The sequence below is a fragment of the Streptomyces sp. NPDC002276 genome, from assembly GCF_053891435.1.
Genome location: NZ_JBSFCQ010000002.1, coordinates 739570 through 758889, shown reverse-complemented (window position 1 = coordinate 758889; position 19320 = coordinate 739570). Strand labels below are relative to the sequence as shown.

General features: G+C 68.3%; 16 protein-coding genes and 1 riboswitch. Of the genes, 10 read left to right on the top strand and 6 right to left on the bottom strand.

All coding sequences use genetic code 11. The features are described from left to right. The first annotated feature begins 157 nt into the window (after positions 1 to 157). On the top strand, positions 158 to 415 hold the full coding sequence (locus ACWIHT_RS08615) for a WhiB family transcriptional regulator (RefSeq protein ID WP_006142322.1): 258 nt from the start codon (positions 158 to 160) through the stop codon (positions 413 to 415). Between the two features lie 195 nt (positions 416 to 610). On the opposite strand, the gene ACWIHT_RS08610 is transcribed toward ACWIHT_RS08615, so the two are convergent. Further along, the gene (locus ACWIHT_RS08610) at positions 611 to 2077 is read right to left on the bottom strand and encodes a sensor histidine kinase (RefSeq protein ID WP_456166037.1); all 1467 of its coding nucleotides are present in this window, start codon (positions 2075 to 2077) and stop codon (positions 611 to 613) included. A 376-nt stretch (positions 2078 to 2453) separates the two neighbouring features. Next, on the bottom strand, positions 2454 to 3524 hold the full coding sequence (locus ACWIHT_RS08605; RefSeq protein WP_456165763.1) for an SIS domain-containing protein: 1071 nt from the start codon (positions 3522 to 3524) through the stop codon (positions 2454 to 2456). Between the two features lie 180 nt (positions 3525 to 3704). Between ACWIHT_RS08605 and nagB the strand changes: the two genes are divergently transcribed. Beyond that, positions 3705 to 4490 (top strand): glucosamine-6-phosphate deaminase, encoded by a 786-nt coding sequence (gene nagB, locus ACWIHT_RS08600; RefSeq protein WP_456165761.1) that lies wholly within the window; start codon positions 3705 to 3707, stop codon positions 4488 to 4490. 90 nt (positions 4491 to 4580) lie between these two features. Here nagB and ACWIHT_RS08595 read toward each other — a convergent pair whose 3' ends face one another. The 4 genes from ACWIHT_RS08595 to ACWIHT_RS08580 form a co-directional block, all read right to left on the bottom strand. Continuing rightward, on the bottom strand, positions 4581 to 6137 hold the full coding sequence (locus ACWIHT_RS08595) for a glycoside hydrolase family 3 protein (RefSeq protein WP_456165759.1): 1557 nt from the start codon (positions 6135 to 6137) through the stop codon (positions 4581 to 4583). Positions 6138 to 6146: 9 nt separating this feature from the next. After that, on the bottom strand, positions 6147 to 7010 hold the full coding sequence (locus tag ACWIHT_RS08590) for a carbohydrate ABC transporter permease (RefSeq protein ID WP_456165757.1): 864 nt from the start codon (positions 7008 to 7010) through the stop codon (positions 6147 to 6149). Next, a complete protein-coding gene (locus ACWIHT_RS08585; RefSeq protein WP_456165755.1) occupies positions 7007 to 7990 on the bottom strand; it encodes a carbohydrate ABC transporter permease in 984 nt (327 codons plus the stop codon). The genes ACWIHT_RS08590 and ACWIHT_RS08585 overlap by 4 nt, the downstream gene beginning before the upstream one ends. 87 nt (positions 7991 to 8077) lie before the next feature. Continuing rightward, positions 8078 to 9364, bottom strand: coding sequence for an extracellular solute-binding protein (locus ACWIHT_RS08580; protein ID WP_456165753.1), 1287 nt, complete (start codon positions 9362 to 9364; stop codon positions 8078 to 8080). A gap of 309 nt (positions 9365 to 9673) precedes the next feature. On the opposite strand from ACWIHT_RS08580, the gene ACWIHT_RS08575 reads away from it, so the two are divergent. From ACWIHT_RS08575 to ACWIHT_RS08540, 8 genes are all read left to right on the top strand, one after another. Next, on the top strand, positions 9674 to 10438 hold the full coding sequence (locus tag ACWIHT_RS08575) for a GntR family transcriptional regulator (RefSeq protein ID WP_019072168.1): 765 nt from the start codon (positions 9674 to 9676) through the stop codon (positions 10436 to 10438). A gap of 101 nt (positions 10439 to 10539) precedes the next feature. Continuing rightward, entirely contained in the window at positions 10540 to 12687 is a 2148-nt protein-coding gene (locus ACWIHT_RS08570) for a carbon starvation CstA family protein (RefSeq protein ID WP_456165751.1), read from the top strand. Continuing rightward, the gene (locus ACWIHT_RS08565; RefSeq protein WP_456166035.1) at positions 12659 to 12859 is read left to right on the top strand and encodes a YbdD/YjiX family protein; all 201 of its coding nucleotides are present in this window, start codon (positions 12659 to 12661) and stop codon (positions 12857 to 12859) included. Before ACWIHT_RS08570 ends, ACWIHT_RS08565 begins: the two co-directional genes overlap by 29 nt. A gap of 138 nt (positions 12860 to 12997) precedes the next feature. After that, positions 12998 to 13249 (top strand): DUF3311 domain-containing protein, encoded by a 252-nt coding sequence (locus ACWIHT_RS08560; protein ID WP_456165749.1) that lies wholly within the window; start codon positions 12998 to 13000, stop codon positions 13247 to 13249. Continuing rightward, positions 13246 to 14847: a monocarboxylate uptake permease MctP gene (gene mctP, locus ACWIHT_RS08555; RefSeq protein WP_456165747.1), complete on the top strand. Its 1602-nt coding sequence runs from the start codon at positions 13246 to 13248 to the stop codon at positions 14845 to 14847. The genes ACWIHT_RS08560 and mctP overlap by 4 nt, the downstream gene beginning before the upstream one ends. A gap of 108 nt (positions 14848 to 14955) precedes the next feature. Next, positions 14956 to 15462, top strand: coding sequence for a GNAT family N-acetyltransferase (locus tag ACWIHT_RS08550; protein ID WP_456165745.1), 507 nt, complete (start codon positions 14956 to 14958; stop codon positions 15460 to 15462). 52 nt (positions 15463 to 15514) lie between these two features. Further along, positions 15515 to 15638: riboswitch (cobalamin riboswitch) on the top strand. A gap of 123 nt (positions 15639 to 15761) precedes the next feature. Further along, positions 15762 to 18188, top strand: a complete 2427-nt coding sequence (locus ACWIHT_RS08545) for a ribonucleoside-diphosphate reductase subunit alpha (RefSeq protein WP_456165743.1) — start codon at positions 15762 to 15764, stop codon at positions 18186 to 18188. 56 nt (positions 18189 to 18244) lie between these two features. Continuing rightward, positions 18245 to 19252: a ribonucleotide-diphosphate reductase subunit beta gene (locus ACWIHT_RS08540; RefSeq protein WP_456165741.1), complete on the top strand. Its 1008-nt coding sequence runs from the start codon at positions 18245 to 18247 to the stop codon at positions 19250 to 19252. Positions 19253 to 19320: the final 68 nt, after the last annotated feature.

Below are 19320 nucleotides of genomic sequence, written 5' to 3'. Positions count from 1 at the left end.
CCCGCAACACCGGCCTCCACGGATCACCGGAACCCCTCTTCAATCCACAGGACCCCGCCAGTGAACCTGGCGTACGGCCCTTCACTTGTTGAGGGATTCGTGAAAGCGTTCACATTCACAAGCAACCCGCACGTAATACCAAGGAGAGGTAGCAGCCATGGACTGGCGTCACAACGCCGTTTGCCGCGAGGAAGACCCCGAGCTCTTCTTCCCCATCGGCAACACCGGTCCTGCGCTGCTGCAGATCGAGGAAGCCAAGGCCGTCTGCCGTCGCTGTCCTGTTATGGACCAGTGTCTGCAGTGGGCGCTTGAGTCCGGCCAGGACTCCGGCGTCTGGGGTGGTCTCAGCGAGGACGAGCGCCGCGCCATGAAGCGCCGCGCCGCTCGCAACCGGGCCCGTCAGGCCTCCGCCTGACATCCACCCTGCTAACAGCCTGAGCTTGGCGGCGCGTACAGCGAGTACGCATCTCCCGCCCCCGAGCCGCAGCGCGCAGTACCCCCGATGCGCATAGCAACGAGCGAGCAGCCCCGGATCAGTTGATGATCCGGGGCTCTTTGCTGTCCCCGAATCCGTCTCCGAATCCGTCTCCGAACACCCCGTCCCCGTACGTCACTTGTGTGCCTCCACCGGCACATCCAGGATCACCCGGGTCCCCCGCTCCGGCCCCGGCACCATGTCGAACGTGCCGCCCAACTCGCCCTCCACCAGCGTCCGTACGATCTGGAGCCCCAGGTTGCCCGAGCGGTGCGGGTCGAATCCCTCGGGGAGTCCTACGCCGTCGTCCTGCACGGTGACGAGGAGGCGGGCGTCCTTGGAGGTGCCGCCGCGCACGGCCGACACCTCGACCGTGCCGGTCTCGCCCTCGCGGAAGCCGTGTTCCAGGGCGTTCTGGAGGATCTCGGTGAGGACCATGGAGAGCGGGGTGGCGACCTCGGCGTCCAGTATTCCGAAGCGGCCGCTGCGCCGGCCGGTGACCTTGCCCGGCGAGATCTCGGCGACCATCGCGAGCACCCGGTCGGCGATCTCGTCGAACTCCACGCGCTCGTCCAGGTTCTGGGACAGCGTCTCGTGCACGATCGCGATCGAACCGACCCGCCGTACGGCCTCCTCCAGGGCCTCCCGGCCGCGCTCGGAGTCGATGCGGCGGGCCTGGAGCCGCAACAGGGCGGCGACCGTCTGGAGGTTGTTCTTCACCCGGTGGTGGATCTCCCGGATGGTCGCGTCCTTGGTGATCAACTCCCGCTCGCGGCGCCGCAGTTCGGTGACGTCCCGGAGCAGCACCAGTGAACCGATGCGGGTGCCCTTGGGTTTGAGCGGGATCGCCCGGAACTGGATGACCCCGTCACGCGCCTCGATCTCGAACTCGCGCGGCGCCCATCCGCTGGCGACCTTGGCGAGCGCCTCGTCCACCGGGCCCCGGGTGGGGGCGAGTTCGGCGGTGGTCGTGCCCAGCGGCTGGCCGACGAGGTCGGTGGCGAGGCCCATCCGGTGGTACGCGGACAGGGCGTTGGGCGAGGCGTACTGCACGATGCCGTCGCCGTCGAGCCTGATCAGTCCGTCGCCGACGCGCGGCGAGGCGTCCATGTCGACCTGCTGGTTCGGGAACGGGAAGGAACCGGCCGCGATCATCTGCGCGAGGTCCGACGCGCTCTGGAGGTAGGTGAGTTCGAGGCGGCTCGGGGTGCGCACGGTGAGCAGGTTGGTGTTGCGCGCGATGACGCCCAGGACGCGTCCGTCCCGTCGTACCGGAATCGACTCGACGCGGACGGGGACCTCTTCGCGCCACTCCGGGTCGCCCTCGCGCACGATCCGGCCCTCGTCGAGGGCCGCGTCCAGCATGGGGCGGCGGCCGCGCGGGACGAGGTGGCCGACCATGTCGTCCTGGTACGAGGTGGGACCGGTGTTCGGCCGCATCTGGGCGACGGAGACATAGCGGGTGCCGTCACGCGTGGGGACCCACAGGACCAGGTCGGCGAAGGAGAGGTCGGAGAGCAGCTGCCACTCCGAGACCAGCAGGTGCAGCCACTCAAGGTCGGAGTCACCGAGTGCGGTGTGCTGGCGTACGAGTTCGTTCATGGAGGGCACGTCTGCGAGCGTACCCGCCGGTCTGTACCTGTCCTAAAAACACCCGCGGGCCGCGGCGCCTGAGAGGGACCCTCAGCCCTCTCGGCACCGCAGCCCGGAGCAGCAACGGCCACGGGGTGTGCGGTCCCGATCGGCCGATGGATGAGGACCCGGGGCAGTCAGGGCAGAGAGCCTCGGTTCCTCGATCCGTCTTCCTGTGCGGGGAAGACGGAGGCTTACGCCTTTAACACATTGTGGACTAGACCACATTCCGTGTCCATGCTTTGAAGGATGTCGAGAAGCCTAACCGTGTCGGGTCCTGTTCGGGACTGGTTGGTCATGGGAATTTCCGTGGCCGGTACATGTGGCCGGTACAGGGGACACGGGTTCAGCGGGTCTCCGTCACCTTGGCCAGGGCGCGGGGCGCGTCCGGGTCCTGGCCCCGGGCGATGGTGACCTCGTAGGCGAGGAGCTGGAGCGGGAGGATCTCCAGGATCGGCTGGAGTTCCTCGGGGACGCCCTCGACGGGCAGGACGAAACCGGCCGAGGCCTGTTCGACCTGACCGGCCGGGCCGATGACGACCAGGTCCGCGCCCCGGCCGCGCAGCCGGTCGAGCACGGGCTGGAGGGCGGCGCCGCCCTTGCCGTCCGTCACGACCGCGATGACCGGCGAGACGTTGTCGACCATGGCGAGAGGGCCGTGCAGGAGGTCGGCGCCGGAGTAGGCGAGAGCCGGGATGTAGCTGGTCTCCATCAGCTTGAGGGCGGCCTCCTTCGCGGTGGGATAGCCGTAGCCGCGCGAGGTGATGACCATGCGCTCGGCGAAGCGGTAGCGGGAGGCGAGGGTACGGACCTCGTCCTGGCGGGCGAGGAGTTGCTCGGCGAGATCGGGCAGCGCCTTGGCCGCGGCGCCGTCGCCGCCGCGCAGGCCCTCGACGAAGAGGTAGAGCGCGAGGAGGGAGGCGGTGTACGTCTTGGTCGCGGGGAGCGCCTTCTCCGGGCCCGCCATGATGTCGACGTGGTACTCCGATACGGCGGCCAGCGGTGAATCCGGGTTGTTGGTGACGGCGACGGTGATCGCTCCGGCCTCGCGGGCGGCCCGCGTCGAGGCGACCAGGTCCGGGGAGCCGCCGGACTGACTGACGGTGACGACGAGGACGTCGGTCAGGTCGGGGTGGGCGCCGTAGGCCGTGGTGGTCGACATCGAGGTGAGTCCGCAGGGCAGGCCGAGGCGGATCTCCAGGAGGTACTTGGCGTACAGGGCCGCGTTGTCGGAGGTGCCGCGGGCGGTGAGCAGCACGAAGCGGGGCTTGCGGGCGGCCACGGCCTGGGCGACCTGCCGGATGCGCGGGGCGCCCTCGTCGAGGATGCGGCGCAGGACATCGGGCTGTTCGGCCATCTCTCGGGCCATGATCCGGCCGGGGAGTTCGCTGTCGGGGGCCGGGGGCGTGGCGGTCATGCGGGGTCCTCCGGAGGTGGGGCGTGGCGGCGGTGCGGTGTCCATTTCACCCCTTCTTCGGCGGCGGCGCCCGTGCGGGGTGGTGGGACGTGGATCACTCTGGGAGGGCGGTACCGATTCTGTTAGATTGGACACGATTGGTCTAAACCACATGGTTCTCTTCAGAACGGCAGGCCCAGCGTGGAAGTTGTCATCGTTCCGGACGCCAAGTCGGGCGGCGAGCTGATCGCCGAGGCCATGGCACAGCTGCTCCGGCGCAGGCCGGACGCCCTGTTGGGCGTGGCCACCGGCTCGACGCCCCTGCCCATCTACGAGGCGCTGGCGGCCAAGGTCCGCGCCGGTGCCGTGGACACCTCGCGGGCGCGGATCGCGCAGCTCGACGAGTACGTGGGGCTGCCCGCCGAGCACCCGGAGTCGTACCGCTCGGTGCTGCGCCGTGAGGTGCTGGAGCCGCTCGGGGTCGGGATGGACTCGTTCCTCGGGCCGGACGGGACGGCCGAGGACGTGCAGGCGGCGTGCGAGGCCTACGACCGGGCGCTGGGCGAGGCCGGCGGGGTCGACCTCCAGATACTCGGGATCGGGACCGACGGGCACATCGGGTTCAACGAGCCGTGCTCGTCGCTGGCCTCGCGGACCCGGATCAAGACGCTGACCGAGCAGACGCGGGTGGACAACGCGCGCTTCTTCGACGGTGACATAGGGCAGGTCCCGCACCACGTCATCACGCAGGGCATCGGGACCATCCTGGAGGCGCGGCACCTGGTGCTGCTGGCGACCGGCGAGGGCAAGGCGGACGCGGTCGCCGCGACGGTGGAGGGGCCGGTCGCCGCGGTGTGCCCGGCGTCGGCACTCCAGTTCCACCGGCATGCGACGGTCGTGGTGGACGAGGGCGCCGCGTCCAAGCTGAAGCTCGCGGACTATTTCCGGCACACGTTCGTCAACAAGCCGGACTGGCAGGGGATTTGAGGCGCGGGACTTGAGGCGCGGGTTCCTCGCGCGTACGTACCGGTGCCGGGCTCCCTCGTGGAGGGCCCGGCACCGGCGTATCACCTGAGGTCACTCCCCCGCGATGACCTCCGCCGCCGCACGGCCGCAGACTCTGGCCGCCCCGTGCGTCGCGATGTGGAGGGCGCCTCTGGGCGGGGCCTGCGGGATGCCCATCTCGACCACGACGGTGTCGGGCCTGGCCGCCAGCACGGTGTCGAGGGTGGCGGCCATCCACGGATGCCGGTGCTCGTCCCGCACCACGACCACGACCCGCCGCGCCCCCGCCGCCTCCAGCACCGCGTCCCCCGCGGCCTCCCCGGCGAAGCTCCCCGTCTGCGTACCGGGCAGCATCCGGGTCAGCTCGGCACCCACCCCCCAGGGCGTCTCGTCGCCGACGGCGATGTTGGCGACGGGGGTGAGGAGCGCTACGTACGGCGGTTCGGTGAGGGGGGTGAAGGCTTCGGCACCGGTGACCGTGAGGGCCCGGCGGGCGGCGACGAGACCGACATCGACGCGCGTCACGTCCGCCGCGGGAACGGCGCCCTCGTCCGAAACGGAGGCCGTAGCGGAGCCGGATGCCGAGGCCGAAGAGGAGGCCGTAGCGGAGGCCGATAGCGAGGCCGCCCAGCGGGCCAACCCCCGTACCCGTTCCGCCGCTTCGGCCAGGCGTTCCTCCGGGAGTTCGCCCGCGCGGACCGCGCGGACCAGGGCGTCGCGCAGGCGTCGTACCGTCTCGTCGTCCGCGAGGCCGCCGCCCACGCAGAGGGCGTCGGCACCGGCGGCGATGGCGATGACCGCGCCGCGTTCGATGCCGTAGGTGGCGGCGATGGCCTGCATCTCGATGGCGTCGGTGACGATGAGGCCGTCGTAGCCGAGTCGGCCGCGCAGGAGGTCGGTCAGGATGTGCGGGGAGAGGGTGGCCGGGTGGTCCGGGTCCAGGGTCGGGACCAGGATGTGGGCGCTCATCACCGCGCGGGTGCCGGCGGCGATGGCCGCGCGGAACGGGCGGAGTTCGCGTCGCTCCAGGACCGCCGACTCCGCGTCGATGCGCGGGAGCGCGTGGTGGGAGTCGACCGCCGTGTCGCCGTGGCCCGGGAAGTGCTTCGTGCAGGCGGCGACGCCCGCGGCCTGGAGGCCGGTGACGTAGGCGGCGGTGTGGCGGGCGACCAGTTCGGGGTCGGCGCCGAAGGAGCGGACGCCGATGACCGGGTTGGAGGGGTTGGAGTTCACGTCGGCGGACGGGGCCCAGTTGAGGTTCACCCCGCATGCGGCGAGCCTGCGGCCCAACTCGTGGGCCACCTCCCTCGTCAGGTCCACGTCGTCCACCGCGCCGAGCGCGTGGTTGCCGGGGAAGGAGGAGCCCGTGCGCACCTCAAGGCGCGTGACGTCGCCGCCCTCCTCGTCGATCGCGACCAGCACGTCGTCCCGTTCGGCCCTCAACTGGGCGGTCAGGGAGGAGAGTTGCTCGGGGGACGCGATGTTGCGGCCGAACAGGCCCACCGAGGCCAGGCCTTCGCCGAGGCGCCGTAGCAGCCAGTCGGGGGCCGTGGTGCCGGGGAAGCCCGGTTGCAGGACGGTGAGGGCGTCGCGCGTCAGAGTGTCTGTACCGCTGGCGAATGTCGTCATCGGTTGGCGTTATCCCTTCACAGCGCCGGCGGTCAGACCCGCGGCCATCTTGCGCTGGACGAGGAGGAAGAGGACGACGATCGGCACGGCCATCATCGTGGCGCCGGCCATCATCGGGGCGTATTCGGTGCCGTGCTTGGTGGTGAAGTTGCCGAGCCAGACGGTCGCCGTCTGATGCTCCTGGCTGAGCAGCATCAGGGCGTACAGGTACTCGTTCCAGGCCTGGATGAAGCCGTAGACCGAGGTGGCGACCATGCCGGGGGCCAGCAGCGGGAAGACCACGCGGATGAAGGCGCCGGTGCGGGAGCAGCCGTCGACCATGGCCGCCTCCTCCAGCTCCTTCGGGATGTTGACGATGAAGCCGCGCAGGGTCCACACCGTGAACGGGAGGATGAAGGTCAGGTACGTGATGACCAGGCCGGAAAGCTTGTCGTACTGGTCGAGGTCGTTCAGCAGCAGGAAGACCGGGATGATCATCGAGACCAGCGGGACCATCTGGACCGCGAGGATGCCGACGATCACGACCTTGCGGCCGCGGAAGGCGAAGCGGGAGATGGCGAGCGCGGCCAGCAGGCCCACGACGATGCCGATCACGACGACCGACAGGGACACGATGAGGCTGCGGCCGACCGGGCCCCAGAAGTCCGCGATGTCCAGCGCCCGGCGGAAGTTGTCGAGCGTGATGCCGGTGGGCAGCAGGCTCGGGTCCGGGTCGATGGCGTCCTTGGCGGGCTTGAACGCCGTGTCGACCATCCAGTAGAGCGGGAAGCCGACGACGAGGAAGACGAGGAGGCCTACGAGGTTCCAGCCGAGCTTGGACTTCTTGCGCCCGCCGGTCGGCCTGCGGGGCGCGTCGGTCGTGAGCGCGCTCATTCGACCTCTCCGATCTGAAGCATCTGACGCATGTAGACGGCGACGACACCGAGCAGCAGCACCACCGTGACCAGGGCTATCGCAGAGCCCTGTCCGTAATCGTTGACGACGAAGGCACGGTCGTACGAGTAGGTGCTCAGGAGCTGGAAGTCGGCCTCGGGATGGCCGCCGCGCATCACGAACACCTGGGGGAAGACGCCCATGTCCCAGATCACCGAGAGGGTCGTGAGCATCACGATGATCGGCTTGAGGATGGGCAGGGTGACGTACCGGAAGACGCCCCAGGCGCCGGCGCCGTCGAGGCGGGCGGCCTCCTCCAACTCCTGGGGGACCTGGGTGAGTCCGGCGCTGAGGGTGATCACCACGAAGGGCACCGCGCCCCAGACCACGAGCAGCATGATGACGAGGAGGCCCTGCGGTCCGCTGGCGAACCAGTTGTGGCCGACCATGTCGACGCCGGGGAGCTTGCTGAGCAGGGCGTTGAAGACGCCGTAGTCGGTGTCGAAGAGCCACTTGAAGACGGTGGTCGCGACGATGACCGGCATGCCCCAACTGGCCACCAGGACAATGTTGATGAGGGTCTTCATCCAGCCGGAGACCTTCTGCTGGAGCAGGGCGAGGGCCATGCCGGCGACCATCGTGAAGATGACCGAGCCCGCCGCGAAGACGATCGTGCGGACGACGACGCCCCAGAACTCGCCGTCGCCGAGGATCCCGGAGAAGTTGTCGAGGCCGATCCACTCGGCGGGCTTGAAGCCCCACAGCTGGGACTGTCCGAAGGTCTGGAAGGACAGCGTGACCAGGCGGACCAGCGGATAGCCCATGACCAGGCCGAGGATCAGCAGACAGGGGGCGAGCAGCAGCCAGGGGACCCCGGTGCCTCTTGCCGTCCGCTTTCTGCGGGGTGCGTCGGAGACGCGCGGTGGGGGCGCCTGCCGCGGCGGCGGCACCTTGGCGGGGGTGGTCGTGTCGGCACTCATCGCGCGCTCCTCAGCGGTCCCTCACTTACGAGTCGCGGGGCCCTGCCCCGAAGACACCCAGGTGTCCAACAGGGCCCCGCACTCAGGTCACTTGGTGTTGATGACCTTGTCGATCGCGGTGTCCGCGGCCTTCGTCGCGTCCTCGACCGACTGCTTGCCGGTGCCGATGTTCTGCAACATGGTCTGGAGGACCTGAGCCTTCTCGACCTGGCCCCAGCCCGGTGCCATCGGGACGAACCAGTTGGACTCGGCCGCGGTGGCCGGGACCGCCGTCGCGGGGTCGTTCTTCAGCGTCGCGAGGTCGGTCTTGTTGTTGGGCAGGTTGCCCTTGGCCATCAGGCCCTTCTGGCCGGACGGACCGGTGAAGGCGTTGATCCACTCGGCGGCGAGGGCCTGCGCCTTGGACTTGACCGGGATCGCCAGGTCCGAACCGCCAAGGAACACGGGCATGTTCTTGCCGGACGGGCCGGGCATCACGAAGTTGACGAGGCTGGTCTTCAGCTTGCCGCCGGTCTTGTCGGCCTTCGGGTCGGCCGCGCTCGCGCCCTCCCAGGCGGCACCGAAGATCATGGCCGACTTGCCCTGGCCGTAGACGATGTAACGGTCGGACTCGTCCTTGGTCTTGTCACCGTGCATGTACTTGTCGATGACGTTCTTGAACTCGGTGAGGCCCTTGATGGACTCCGGCGAGGAGAGGTTGCCCTTCCACTGGCCGCCGGACTCCGCGGCGATGGAGCCGCCGGCGTCGTAGACGAAGGACATGGCCGCGTACCAGTCACGGGTGGGCTGGTACCAGGCGCTGAACTTGTCGCCTTCCTTCTTCTGGATCTTGTCCAGGTCGGCGGTCAGCTCGGTGTACGTCGTCGGGGGCGCCTTGATGCCGACCGAAGCAGCGATGTCCGAACGCCAGTTGCCGACGCGGCCACCGGCGTAGTACGGGACGCCGTAGGTCTTGCCGTCGTAGGTGACCGAGGCCTTGAGGCCGTCGAGCCAGGCGGAGGAGTTGGTGAACTTCGAGGCGTCGACGGGTGCGAAGGCGCCCTTGACCATGTAGCCCAGCATCTCGGTGTTGCCCATCTCGACCACGTCGGGGGCCTTGTCGGTGGCGAGGACCGCGTCGAGCTTGGTGTTCTTGTCCGGCCAGCCGTAGTACTCGTGCTTGATCTTGACGCCGGGGTGCGCCTTCTGCACGGTCGCGTCGGCCGCCTTGACCAGTTCGGGCCAGTTGTTCTGCGCGTCGACGGTGAGCCAGACGGTCAGCTCCTTGGCGTCGGCGCCGCTCTTGGAAGAGCCCTTGTCGTCGTTGCCCCCGCACGCCGCGATGGAGACCATCATGCCCGCGATACCGATCGCGGCTATCAGCTTGCGCTTCACGCCACCCTCCTCAGGGATGCCTGCCACACCTCCCGCCCATGGGCCGGGACCTGAACCAATGGTGTAGACCAGTACCGGGAGCTTGGACCAGACCACAGGACCTGTCAAGGGTTCCCGAAACCGCCCTGACCAGCCGTTATGGGACCTACATATGCAGGAACCTTTAAGTAAGAAGGCAGCGAAAACAACCGCGCCGGAGTACTCTCCTCCACTAGACCACTTGGCCTTGTGGACTAGACCAAAAGCGACCGCGACGGTATACAGAAGGGATCACGAAGTGACCCTTGTCCGGAGCCGGAAAGGCGGAGCATGAGCACCGACGTCAGCAGTGCGGAGAACGAGGGTGGGGCTACCGTCCGTACCGCGCGCGTGCCCAAGTACTACCGCCTGAAGAAACACCTGCTGGACATGACGGAGACGTTGCCGCCCGGCACTCCGGTCCCGCCCGAACGCACCCTGGCCGCCGAGTTCGACACCTCGCGCACGACGGTCCGCCAGGCCTTGCAGGAACTGGTCGTGGAGGGCCGTCTCGAACGCATCCAGGGCAAGGGCACGTTCGTCGCCAAGCCGAAGGTCTCGCAGGCGCTCCAACTCACCTCCTACACCGAGGACATGAGGGCCCAGGGCCTCGAACCCACCTCGCAGCTCCTGGACATCGGCTACATCACGGCCGACGACACCCTCGCCGACCTGCTCGACATCACCACCGGCGGCCGGGTCCTGCGCATCGAGCGCCTGCGCATGGCCAACGCCGAGCCGATGGCCATCGAGACCACCCACCTCAGCGCGAAGCGCTTCCCCGCGCTGCGCAGGTCCCTGGTCAAGTACACCTCTCTCTACACCGCGCTCGCCGAGGTCTACGACGTCCATCTCGCCGAGGCCGAGGAGACCATCGAGACCTCGCTGGCCACCCCGCGCGAGGCCGGCCTCCTCAGCACCGACGTCGGCCTCCCGATGCTGATGCTCTCCCGCCACTCCCTCGACAAGGAGGGCAAGCCGGTGGAGTGGGTGCGGTCGGTGTACCGGGGGGACCGCTACAAGTTCGTGGCCCGCCTGAAGCGCCCGCAGGACTAGTCCGTGGCGCGACTCAAGCGCCCATAGAACCAAGGGACTTACGGAGTTACGCCGGTTGCTCTACGTTCCTCCCGTCGCCGCATGGACGGGAGGACAACCCGGTGCGTACCGCGAACGTCCGAACCATCGTCGTCTGGACCCTCGTCGCACTCGTCGCCGCGGCGGGCTGGTCCGTCCTCGCGCTGGCGCGGGGCGAGAACGTGTCGGCCGCCTGGATGGTCGCCGCCGCGCTCGGCTCGTACGCCATCGCCTACCGCTTCTACGCCAGGTTCATCGCGTACAAGGTCCTGAAGGTCGACGCCACCCGGGCCACCCCGGCCGAGCGCCTCGACAACGGCATCGACTACCACCCCACCGACCGCCGCGTCCTGCTGGGCCACCACTTCGCCGCGATCGCCGGCGCCGGACCGCTCGTCGGACCCGTACTGGCCGCGCAGATGGGCTACTTGCCCGGCACGATCTGGATCATCGTCGGCGTCATCTTCGCGGGCGCGGTCCAGGACATGGTGGTGCTGTTCTTCTCAACCCGGCGTGACGGCAGGTCACTTGGGCAGATGGCCCGCGAGGAGATAGGCCCCTTCGGCGGCGCGGCGGCCCTGCTGGCCACCTTCGCCATCATGATCATCCTGCTCGGCGTGCTGGCCCTGGTCGTCGTGAACGCCCTGGCCTCCTCCCCCTGGGGCACCTTCTCCATCGGCATGACGATCCCGATCGCCCTGCTGATGGGCTTCTATCTACGGGTACTTCGCCCCGGCCGCGTCTCCGAGGTCTCGCTGATCGGCGTGGCCCTGCTGCTGCTCGCCCTGGTCGCGGGCCGCTGGGTCGCCGAGTCGTCCTGGGCCGACACCTTCACGCTCGCGCCCTCGACGCTGGTCATCTGGCTGGTGGCGTACGGCTTCATCGCCTCGATCCTCCCCGTCTGGACCCTGCTCGCCCCGCGCGACTACCTCTCCACCTTCATGAAGATCGGCACCATCGCCCTGCTGGCCATCGGGGTCGTGGTCGCCCTGCCCGACCTGCGGATGCCCGCCGTCACCGACTTCGCGAAGCACGGCAACGGCCCGGTCTTCGCCGGTTCCCTCTTCCCCTTCGTCTTCATCACGATCGCCTGCGGCGCCCTGTCCGGCTTCCACTCGCTCATATCGAGCGGTACGACCCCGAAGATGATCCAGAAGGAGACGCAGATCCGGATGATCGGCTACGGCTCCATGCTGATGGAGTCGTCGGTCGCGATCATGGCGCTGGTCGCCGCGAGCATCATCGACCCCGGCCTGTACTTCGCGATGAACGCACCGGCCGGCGCGATCGGCACGACCGTGCAGAACGCCTCGCAGGTGGTGACCAGTTGGGGCTATCACATCTCCCCCGCCGACCTCGCGCAGGCCGCGAAGAACGTCGACGAGGCCAGCCTGCTGTCCCGCACCGGCGGGGCGCCCACCCTCGCGGTCGGCGTCTCGGAGATCTTCGCCAAGGTCACCGGCGGGAGTCTGCGCGCCTTCTGGTACCACTTCGCGATCATGTTCGAGGCGCTGTTCATCCTGACCGCGCTGGACGCGGGCACACGGGTGGGCCGGTTCATGCTCCAGGACATGCTGGGGAACGTCTATCGGCCGTTCAGGAACGTGAGTTGGCGTCCGGGCCTGGCCCTGACGAGCGCCATCGTGTGCGCACTGTGGGGCTACTTCCTCTGGGTCGGCGTCCACGAACCCCTCGGCGGGATCAACCAGCTCTTCCCGATCTTCGGCATCTCCAACCAGCTGCTCGCCGCCGTCGCCCTGGCCGTCTGCACCACCCTCCTCGTGAAGTCCGGCCGCCTCAAGTGGGCCTGGATCACCGGGATTCCACTCGCCTGGGACGCGACGGTGACGCTGACCGCGAGCTGGCAGAAGGTGTTCTCCGGCGACCCCAAGGTCGGTTTCTTCAAGCAACGCTCGGTGTTCCAGGACGCGATCGACGCGGGCAAGGTACTGCCACCCGCCAAGTCGATGGACGACATGCACACCGTCGTCACCAACTCCACGGTGGACGGAGTGCTTTCGGCCATTCTCGCGGTGCTGGTCGTGGTCGTGATCGCGGACGCCCTTCGGATCTGCGTTCGGCACATCCGCCGCCCGGCGCTCTCCACGCTGAGCGAGACGCCGTACGTCGAGTCGAAGATCGTGGCACCGGCCGGACTGATCCCGACCCGGGCGGAGAAGGAAGAGGAGGCGGCGGCGCGTGATGTGGTCGGCGTTCAGGCGGGCGACTAGCGGAGTGCGCTGGTACGTCCGGGAGTTGACCGACGAATCGGCCTACGACCGGTATGTCGCACACGTACGCCGGGACCACCCGGACGCGGAGGTCCCGAGCCTACGCGACTTCGAGCGCATGCGGACGGACCGTCAGGAGGCCGACCCGAGGCAGGGCTTCCGGTGCTGTTGACCCCTGACGTTGACACCGATGTCAGGCCTTCACAAAATCGACATGACGATATGCGGACGGGGTCTTTCGCTCGCGTCACACCGTGACCTACATTGCCTGCGCGTTACACCAGGCGATCAGTGAGGGGACGGCCGCGATATGTCAGATGTGCCTGAAGTGAGACAACCAGTGGTGACACCGGTGCGCGCTGTCATCGCCGTCTGCCTGTTCGCACCCTTCGTGGCGCTGCTCTGGGTCGGCTCCTACGCCAAGACGGATCCCGCGTTCATCGGCATCCCGTTCTTCTACTGGTACCAGATGCTCTGGGTGCTGATCTCGACGGCGCTGACCATGACCGCCTACAAGCTCTGGCAGCGCGACCAGCGGGCCCGCCACGGAGGTAACCGGTGAACGACGGCGTGAACGGCGTCGCACTCGCCGTCTTCATCTTCTTCTTCCTGGCCGTCACGGTCCTGGGCTTCCTGGCAGCGCGCTGGCGCCGGGCCGACAACGAGCACAGCCTCGACGAATGGGGCCTGGGCGGACGGTCGTTCGGCACCTGGGTCACCTGGTTCCTGCTCGGCGGCGACCTCTACACCGCGTACACGTTCGTCGCCGTACCGGCGGCGGTCTACGCGGCGGGCGCGGCCGGCTTCTTCGCGGTGCCGTACACGATCCTCGTGTACCCCCTCATCTTCACGTTCCTGCCCCGCCTCTGGTCGGTGTCGCACAAGCACGGATACGTGACGACGTCCGACTTCGTGCGTGGTCGCTTCGGCTCGAAGAGCCTGTCGCTGGCGGTGGCGGTCACCGGCATCCTCGCGACGATGCCGTACATCGCGCTCCAACTGGTCGGCATCCAAGCCGTGCTGGACGTCATGGGGGTGGGCGGCAGCGCGAACTCCAACTGGTTCGTGAAGGACCTGCCGCTGCTGATCGCGTTCGCGGTGCTGGCCGCGTACACCTACTCGTCCGGCCTCCGCGCGCCCGCGCTGATCGCGTTCGTGAAGGACGGCCTGATCTACATCGTGATCACGGTGGCGATCATCTACATCCCGATCAAGCTCGGCGGCTTCGACGACATCTTCAGCGCGGCGGGCGCCAAGTTCAAGGCGGCGGGAGCGGGCGGTCTGGTCCCCGCCCCGGCGGGCCAATGGACGTACGCCACACTGGCGTTGGGCTCGGCACTCGCGCTCTTCATGTACCCCCACTCGATCACCGCGACGCTCTCCTCCAAGAGCCGCAACGTGATCCGCCGCAACACCACGATCCTGCCGCTGTATTCACTGATGCTGGGCCTGCTCGCGCTGCTCGGCTTCATGGCGATCGCGGCGGGTGTCAAGGTCACCAACGGCCAACTGGCCATCCCGCAGCTCTTCGAGAACATGTTCCCGGACTGGTTCGCGGGCGTGGCCTTCGCGGCGATCGGCATCGGGGCGCTGGTCCCCGCGGCGATCATGTCCATCGCGGCGGCGAACCTCTTCACCCGCAACATCTACAAGGACTTCATCAACCCGGACGCGACCCCGGCCCAGGAGACTAAGGTCTCCAAGCTGGTCTCCCTCCTGGTGAAGGTCGGCGCCCTGGCCTTCGTCCTGACGATGGACAAGACAGTGGCCATCAACTTCCAACTCCTCGGCGGCATCTGGATCCTCCAGACCTTCCCGTCCCTGGTGGGCGGCCTCTTCACCCGCTGGTTCCACCGCTGGGCCCTCCTGGCGGGCTGGGCGGTGGGCATGCTCTACGGCACGCTCGCGGCCTACGGCGTCGCCTCCCCGACCCAGGATCACTTCGGCGGCTCGTCCAAGGAGATCCCGGGCATCGGCGAGATCGGTTACATCGGCCTGACCGCGTTCGTCCTGAACGTCGTGGTCACGGTGGTCCTGACGTTCGTACTGAAGGCCCTGAAGGCTCCGGAGGGCGTGGACGAGACGAGCGCCGGGGACTACACGGCAGACGCAGGCGACCGGGGGGTAAAGGAAGAGCTACCTGTGATCGCCGGTCACTGATCCCACCTCAGGGGCGCGGGGAACTGCGCGCCCAGCCACAACGCACCCGCAGCGGGCCACCGAGAGCACCCCCCTCGGCGGCCCGCTCTTTCGTACACACTCACCTACATGGACATCCTCATCCGCCGAGCAGCCCCCACCGAATACGAAACCCTGGGCGAGATCACAGCCCAGGCCTACCTACAAGACGGCCTCCTCGACTTCGGCGAAAGCGACGAATACCTAGGCGAGTTGAGAGCCGTAGCAAAACGAGCCGCCGCAGCCGACGTCCTCGTAGCCGTCGAGAACGACCACCTCCTAGGCGGAGTGACCTTCGTCCCGTCCGGCGGCCCCATGGCAGACATCGCGCGACAAGGCGAGGCCGAGATCCGCATGCTGGCGATCGCCCGCGAGGCCCGCGGCAAGGGCGCCGGCGAGGCCCTCGTCCGCGCCTGCATCGACCGCGCACGGGCCACCGCGGGCTGCACAGCCATCGTCCTGTCGACCCAGCGCACCATGCACACCGCCCACCGCATCTACGAACGCCTCGGTTTCACCCGCACCCCGGAGCGCGACTGGAACCCCCTGCCGGAGCTGGACGAGATCACTCTCCTCACTTACAAGTTGACGCTCTGAAACAGCCGCGACACAACATCTGGGGGTGCCACGACTGCCCGGCACAAGATGTATGCTCATGCTCGCTGTCGCCGCAGGGGAATCCGGTGCGAATCCGGAACTGTCCCGCAACGGTGTACTTGCGTGCATATGCACGCCTGGTCAGTCCGAGGACCTGCCGACGGCGCGCCCGGCCACCCGGTCAGGGCGCATGACGTCCGGGCCTCGTGGAGTGGGCCGGTGGACGCGACGCCCCGTGCGCTCGTGTACTGCCGCCTGCCCTCCGCAAGGCCCCGTGCCGAGCGAGGGAGAGCCCCACCGTGACCATCGCGCCAGCAGAGCCGGCATCAGCGACCCAGGCGAACGAGGCGATCGCGACCGTAGCCGACGTTCCGGGAGCGATCGTTCCCGGAGCCGACGGTCCCGGCGCCGCGATCCTGCGGACCCTGACCGAGCTGACCGCCGACCTTCCCGACGCCGACCCCGGCCGGGTCGCCGCCGCCACACTGCGCGGCCGGTCCGCGCACGCGGACGAGACGGAACTGCGCGAACTGGCCACGGAGGCCGCCGCCGGCCTCATCTCCGAGGACCCCGTCTACTCCCGGCTCGCCGCCCGGCTGCTGACGGTCAGCATCGCCGCCGAGGCCGCCTCCCAGGGCGTGACGACGTTCACCGAGTCCGTCGCCGTGGGCCACCGCGAGGGCCTGATCGCGGACCGCACCGCCGAGTTCGTGACGCTCCACGCGGCCCGTCTCGACGCGCTGATCGCCGCCTCCTTCGATGAGGGTGCCGACGACCGTTTCGGCTACTTCGGGCTCCGTACCCTCCACAGCCGCTACCTCCTCCGGCACCCGATCACCCGCAAGGTCATCGAGACGCCCCAGCACTTCATGCTGCGCGTGGCGGCCGGTCTCGCCGAGGACGACTCGACGCGCGCGCTCGACGAAGTCGCCGCGCTCTACCGCCTGATGAGCCGCCTCGACTACCTCCCCTCCTCCCCCACGCTCTTCAACTCCGGTACGCGGCACCCCCAGATGTCGTCCTGCTACCTCCTCGACTCCCCGCTGGACGAGCTGGACTCCATCTACGACCGCTACCACCAGGTCGCCCGTCTCTCGAAGCACGCCGGTGGCATCGGGCTGTCGTACTCCCGTATCCGCAGCCGCGGTTCGCTGATCCGGGGCACGAACGGGCACTCCAACGGCATCGTCCCGTTCCTCAAGACGCTGGACGCCTCGGTCGCCGCGGTGAACCAGGGCGGCCGGCGCAAGGGTGCCGCCGCGGTGTACCTGGAGACCTGGCACTCCGACATCGAGGAGTTCCTGGAGCTGCGGGACAACACCGGTGAGGACGCCCGCCGTACGCACAATCTGAACCTGGCGCACTGGATCCCGGACGAGTTCATGCGCCGGGTCAACGAGGACGGCATCTGGTCGCTGTTCTCCCCCGCCGACGTGCCCGAGCTGGTCGACCTGTGGGGCGCCGAGTTCGACGCGGCCTACCGCGAGGCGGAGGCGCGGGGCCTGGCCAAGAAGACCATCCCGGCCCGTGACCTCTACGGCCGCATGATGCGCACCCTCGCGCAGACCGGCAACGGCTGGATGACGTTCAAGGACGCGGCCAACCGCACCGCCAACCAGACCGCCGAGCCGGGCCACACCGTCCACTCCTCGAACCTCTGCACGGAGATCCTGGAGGTCACGGACGACGGCGAGACGGCGGTCTGCAACCTGGGCTCGGTGAACCTGGGTGCGTTCGTCACCCATGGTGAGCTGGACTGGGAACGGCTGGACGAGACCGTCCGCACCGCCGTCACCTTCCTCGACCGGGTCGTGGACATCAACTTCTACCCGACCGAGCAGGCGGGCCGTTCCAACGCCCGCTGGCGCCCGGTGGGTCTCGGCGCGATGGGTCTCCAGGACGTCTTCTTCAAACTCCGCGTCCCCTTCGACTCCCCTCAGGCGCAGGCACTTTCGACCCGGATCGCCGAGCGCATCATGCTCGCCGCGTACGAGGCCTCCGCCGACCTCGCCGAGCGCAACGGCCCGCTGCCGGCCTGGGAGAAGACCCGTACGGCGCAGGGCGTCCTGCACCCCGACCACTACGACGTGGAGCTGACCTGGCCCGAGCGCTGGGCCGCGCTGCGGGAACGTATCGCCCAAGTCGGCATGCGCAACAGCCTGTTGCTGGCGATCGCCCCCACGGCCACCATCGCGTCCATCGCGGGCGTGTACGAGTGCATCGAGCCGCAGGTCTCGAACCTCTTCAAGCGCGAGACGCTGTCAGGTGAGTTCCTCCAGGTCAACTCCTACCTGGTGAACGAGCTGAAGCAGCTCGGCGTGTGGGACGCCCGCACCCGGGAGGCGCTGCGTGACGCCAACGGCTCGGTGCAGGCGTTCAGTTGGATCCCCGCCGAGGTCCGTGCGCTGTACCGCACGGCGTGGGAGATCCCGCAGCGCGGCCTGATCGACATGGCCGCCGCCCGCACTCCGTTCCTGGACCAGTCCCAGTCCCTGAACCTGTTCCTGGAGACGCCGACGATCGGCAAGCTCTCCTCGATGTACGCGTACGCCTGGAAGCAGGGCCTGAAGACGACGTACTACCTGCGCTCCCGCCCGGCGACCCGCATCGCCCGCGCGGCCCAGGCCCAAACCCAAACCCCCATCCCCGTACAGCAGTTGACCCCCGACGAAGACGCGGTCGCCTGCTCCCTGGAAAACCCCGAGTCCTGCGAGGCCTGCCAGTAATGCCCACCCGTCGCCCGACCACCGCCCCTGAAGGACAGCGCTTCGCGCCGACAGATATGACTGCGAAGAACCTCCTCGACCCGGGCTTCGAACTGACCCTCCGCCCCATGCGCTACCCGGACTTCTACGAGCGCTACCGGGACGCGATCAAGAACACCTGGACCGTCGAGGAGGTCGACCTCCACTCGGACGTCGCCGACCTCGCGAAGCTGACGCCGGGTGAGCAGCACATGATCGGGCGGCTGGTCGCGTTCTTCGCGACGGGCGACTCGATCGTGGCGAACAACCTCGTGCTGACGCTGTACAAGCACATCAACTCCCCCGAGGCGCGGCTGTACTTGAGCCGTCAGCTCTTCGAGGAGGCCGTGCACGTCCAGTTCTACCTGACGCTGCTGGACACCTACCTCCCGAACCCCGAGGACAGGGCCGCCGCCTTCGACGCGGTGGAGAACATCCCCTCCATCCGCGAGAAGGCCGAGTTCTGCTTCAAGTGGATCAACGAGGTCGAGAAGCTGGACAGCCTCCAGACCCAGGCCGACCGCCGCCGCTTCCTCCTCAACCTGATCTGCTTCGCCGCATGCATCGAAGGCCTGTTCTTCTACGGCGCGTTCGCGTACGTCTACTGGTTCCGCAGCCGGGGTCTCCTGCACGGTCTGGCCACGGGCACCAACTGGGTGTTCCGCGACGAGACCATGCACATGAGCTTCGCGTTCGAGGTCGTCGACACCGTCCGCAAGGAGGAGCCGGAGCTCTTCGACGACCAACTCCAGCAGCAGGTCACGGACATGCTGAAGGAGGCCGTAGAGGCGGAGTTGCAGTTCGGGCGCGATCTGTGCGGTGAGGGTCTGCCGGGCATGAACACCGACTCGATGCGCCAGTACCTGGAGTGCGTCGCGGACCAGCGCCTCCAGCGGCTGGGCTTCGCGCCGGTCTACGGCTCCGAAAACCCCTTCTCCTTCATGGAGTTGCAGGGCGTGCAGGAGCTGACCAACTTCTTCGAGCGCCGCCCGTCGGCGTACCAGGTGGCGGTGGAGGGCACGGTCGACCTCGACGAGGACTTCTAACCCCCTTTATGTATCGCTTACTTCGCGGACGGCCCATGGAGCTTCCATGGGTCGTCCATGGAGTTTCT

Coding starts and splice junctions, on each gene's coding strand:
- ACWIHT_RS08615 (WP_006142322.1), top strand. CDS start 158: ATGGACTGGCGTCACAACGCCGTTTGCCGCGAGGAAGACCCCGAGCTC.
- ACWIHT_RS08610 (WP_456166037.1), bottom strand. CDS start 2,077: ATGAACGAACTCGTACGCCAGCACACCGCACTCGGTGACTCCGACCTT.
- ACWIHT_RS08605 (WP_456165763.1), bottom strand. CDS start 3,524: ATGACCGCCACGCCCCCGGCCCCCGACAGCGAACTCCCCGGCCGGATC.
- ACWIHT_RS08595 (WP_456165759.1), bottom strand. CDS start 6,137: ATGACGACATTCGCCAGCGGTACAGACACTCTGACGCGCGACGCCCTC.
- ACWIHT_RS08590 (WP_456165757.1), bottom strand. CDS start 7,010: ATGAGCGCGCTCACGACCGACGCGCCCCGCAGGCCGACCGGCGGGCGC.
- ACWIHT_RS08585 (WP_456165755.1), bottom strand. CDS start 7,990: ATGAGTGCCGACACGACCACCCCCGCCAAGGTGCCGCCGCCGCGGCAG.
- ACWIHT_RS08575 (WP_019072168.1), top strand. CDS start 9,674: ATGAGCACCGACGTCAGCAGTGCGGAGAACGAGGGTGGGGCTACCGTC.
- ACWIHT_RS08565 (WP_456166035.1), top strand. CDS start 12,659: ATGTGGTCGGCGTTCAGGCGGGCGACTAGCGGAGTGCGCTGGTACGTC.
- ACWIHT_RS08560 (WP_456165749.1), top strand. CDS start 12,998: ATGTCAGATGTGCCTGAAGTGAGACAACCAGTGGTGACACCGGTGCGC.
- ACWIHT_RS08550 (WP_456165745.1), top strand. CDS start 14,956: ATGGACATCCTCATCCGCCGAGCAGCCCCCACCGAATACGAAACCCTG.
- ACWIHT_RS08540 (WP_456165741.1), top strand. CDS start 18,245: ATGACTGCGAAGAACCTCCTCGACCCGGGCTTCGAACTGACCCTCCGC.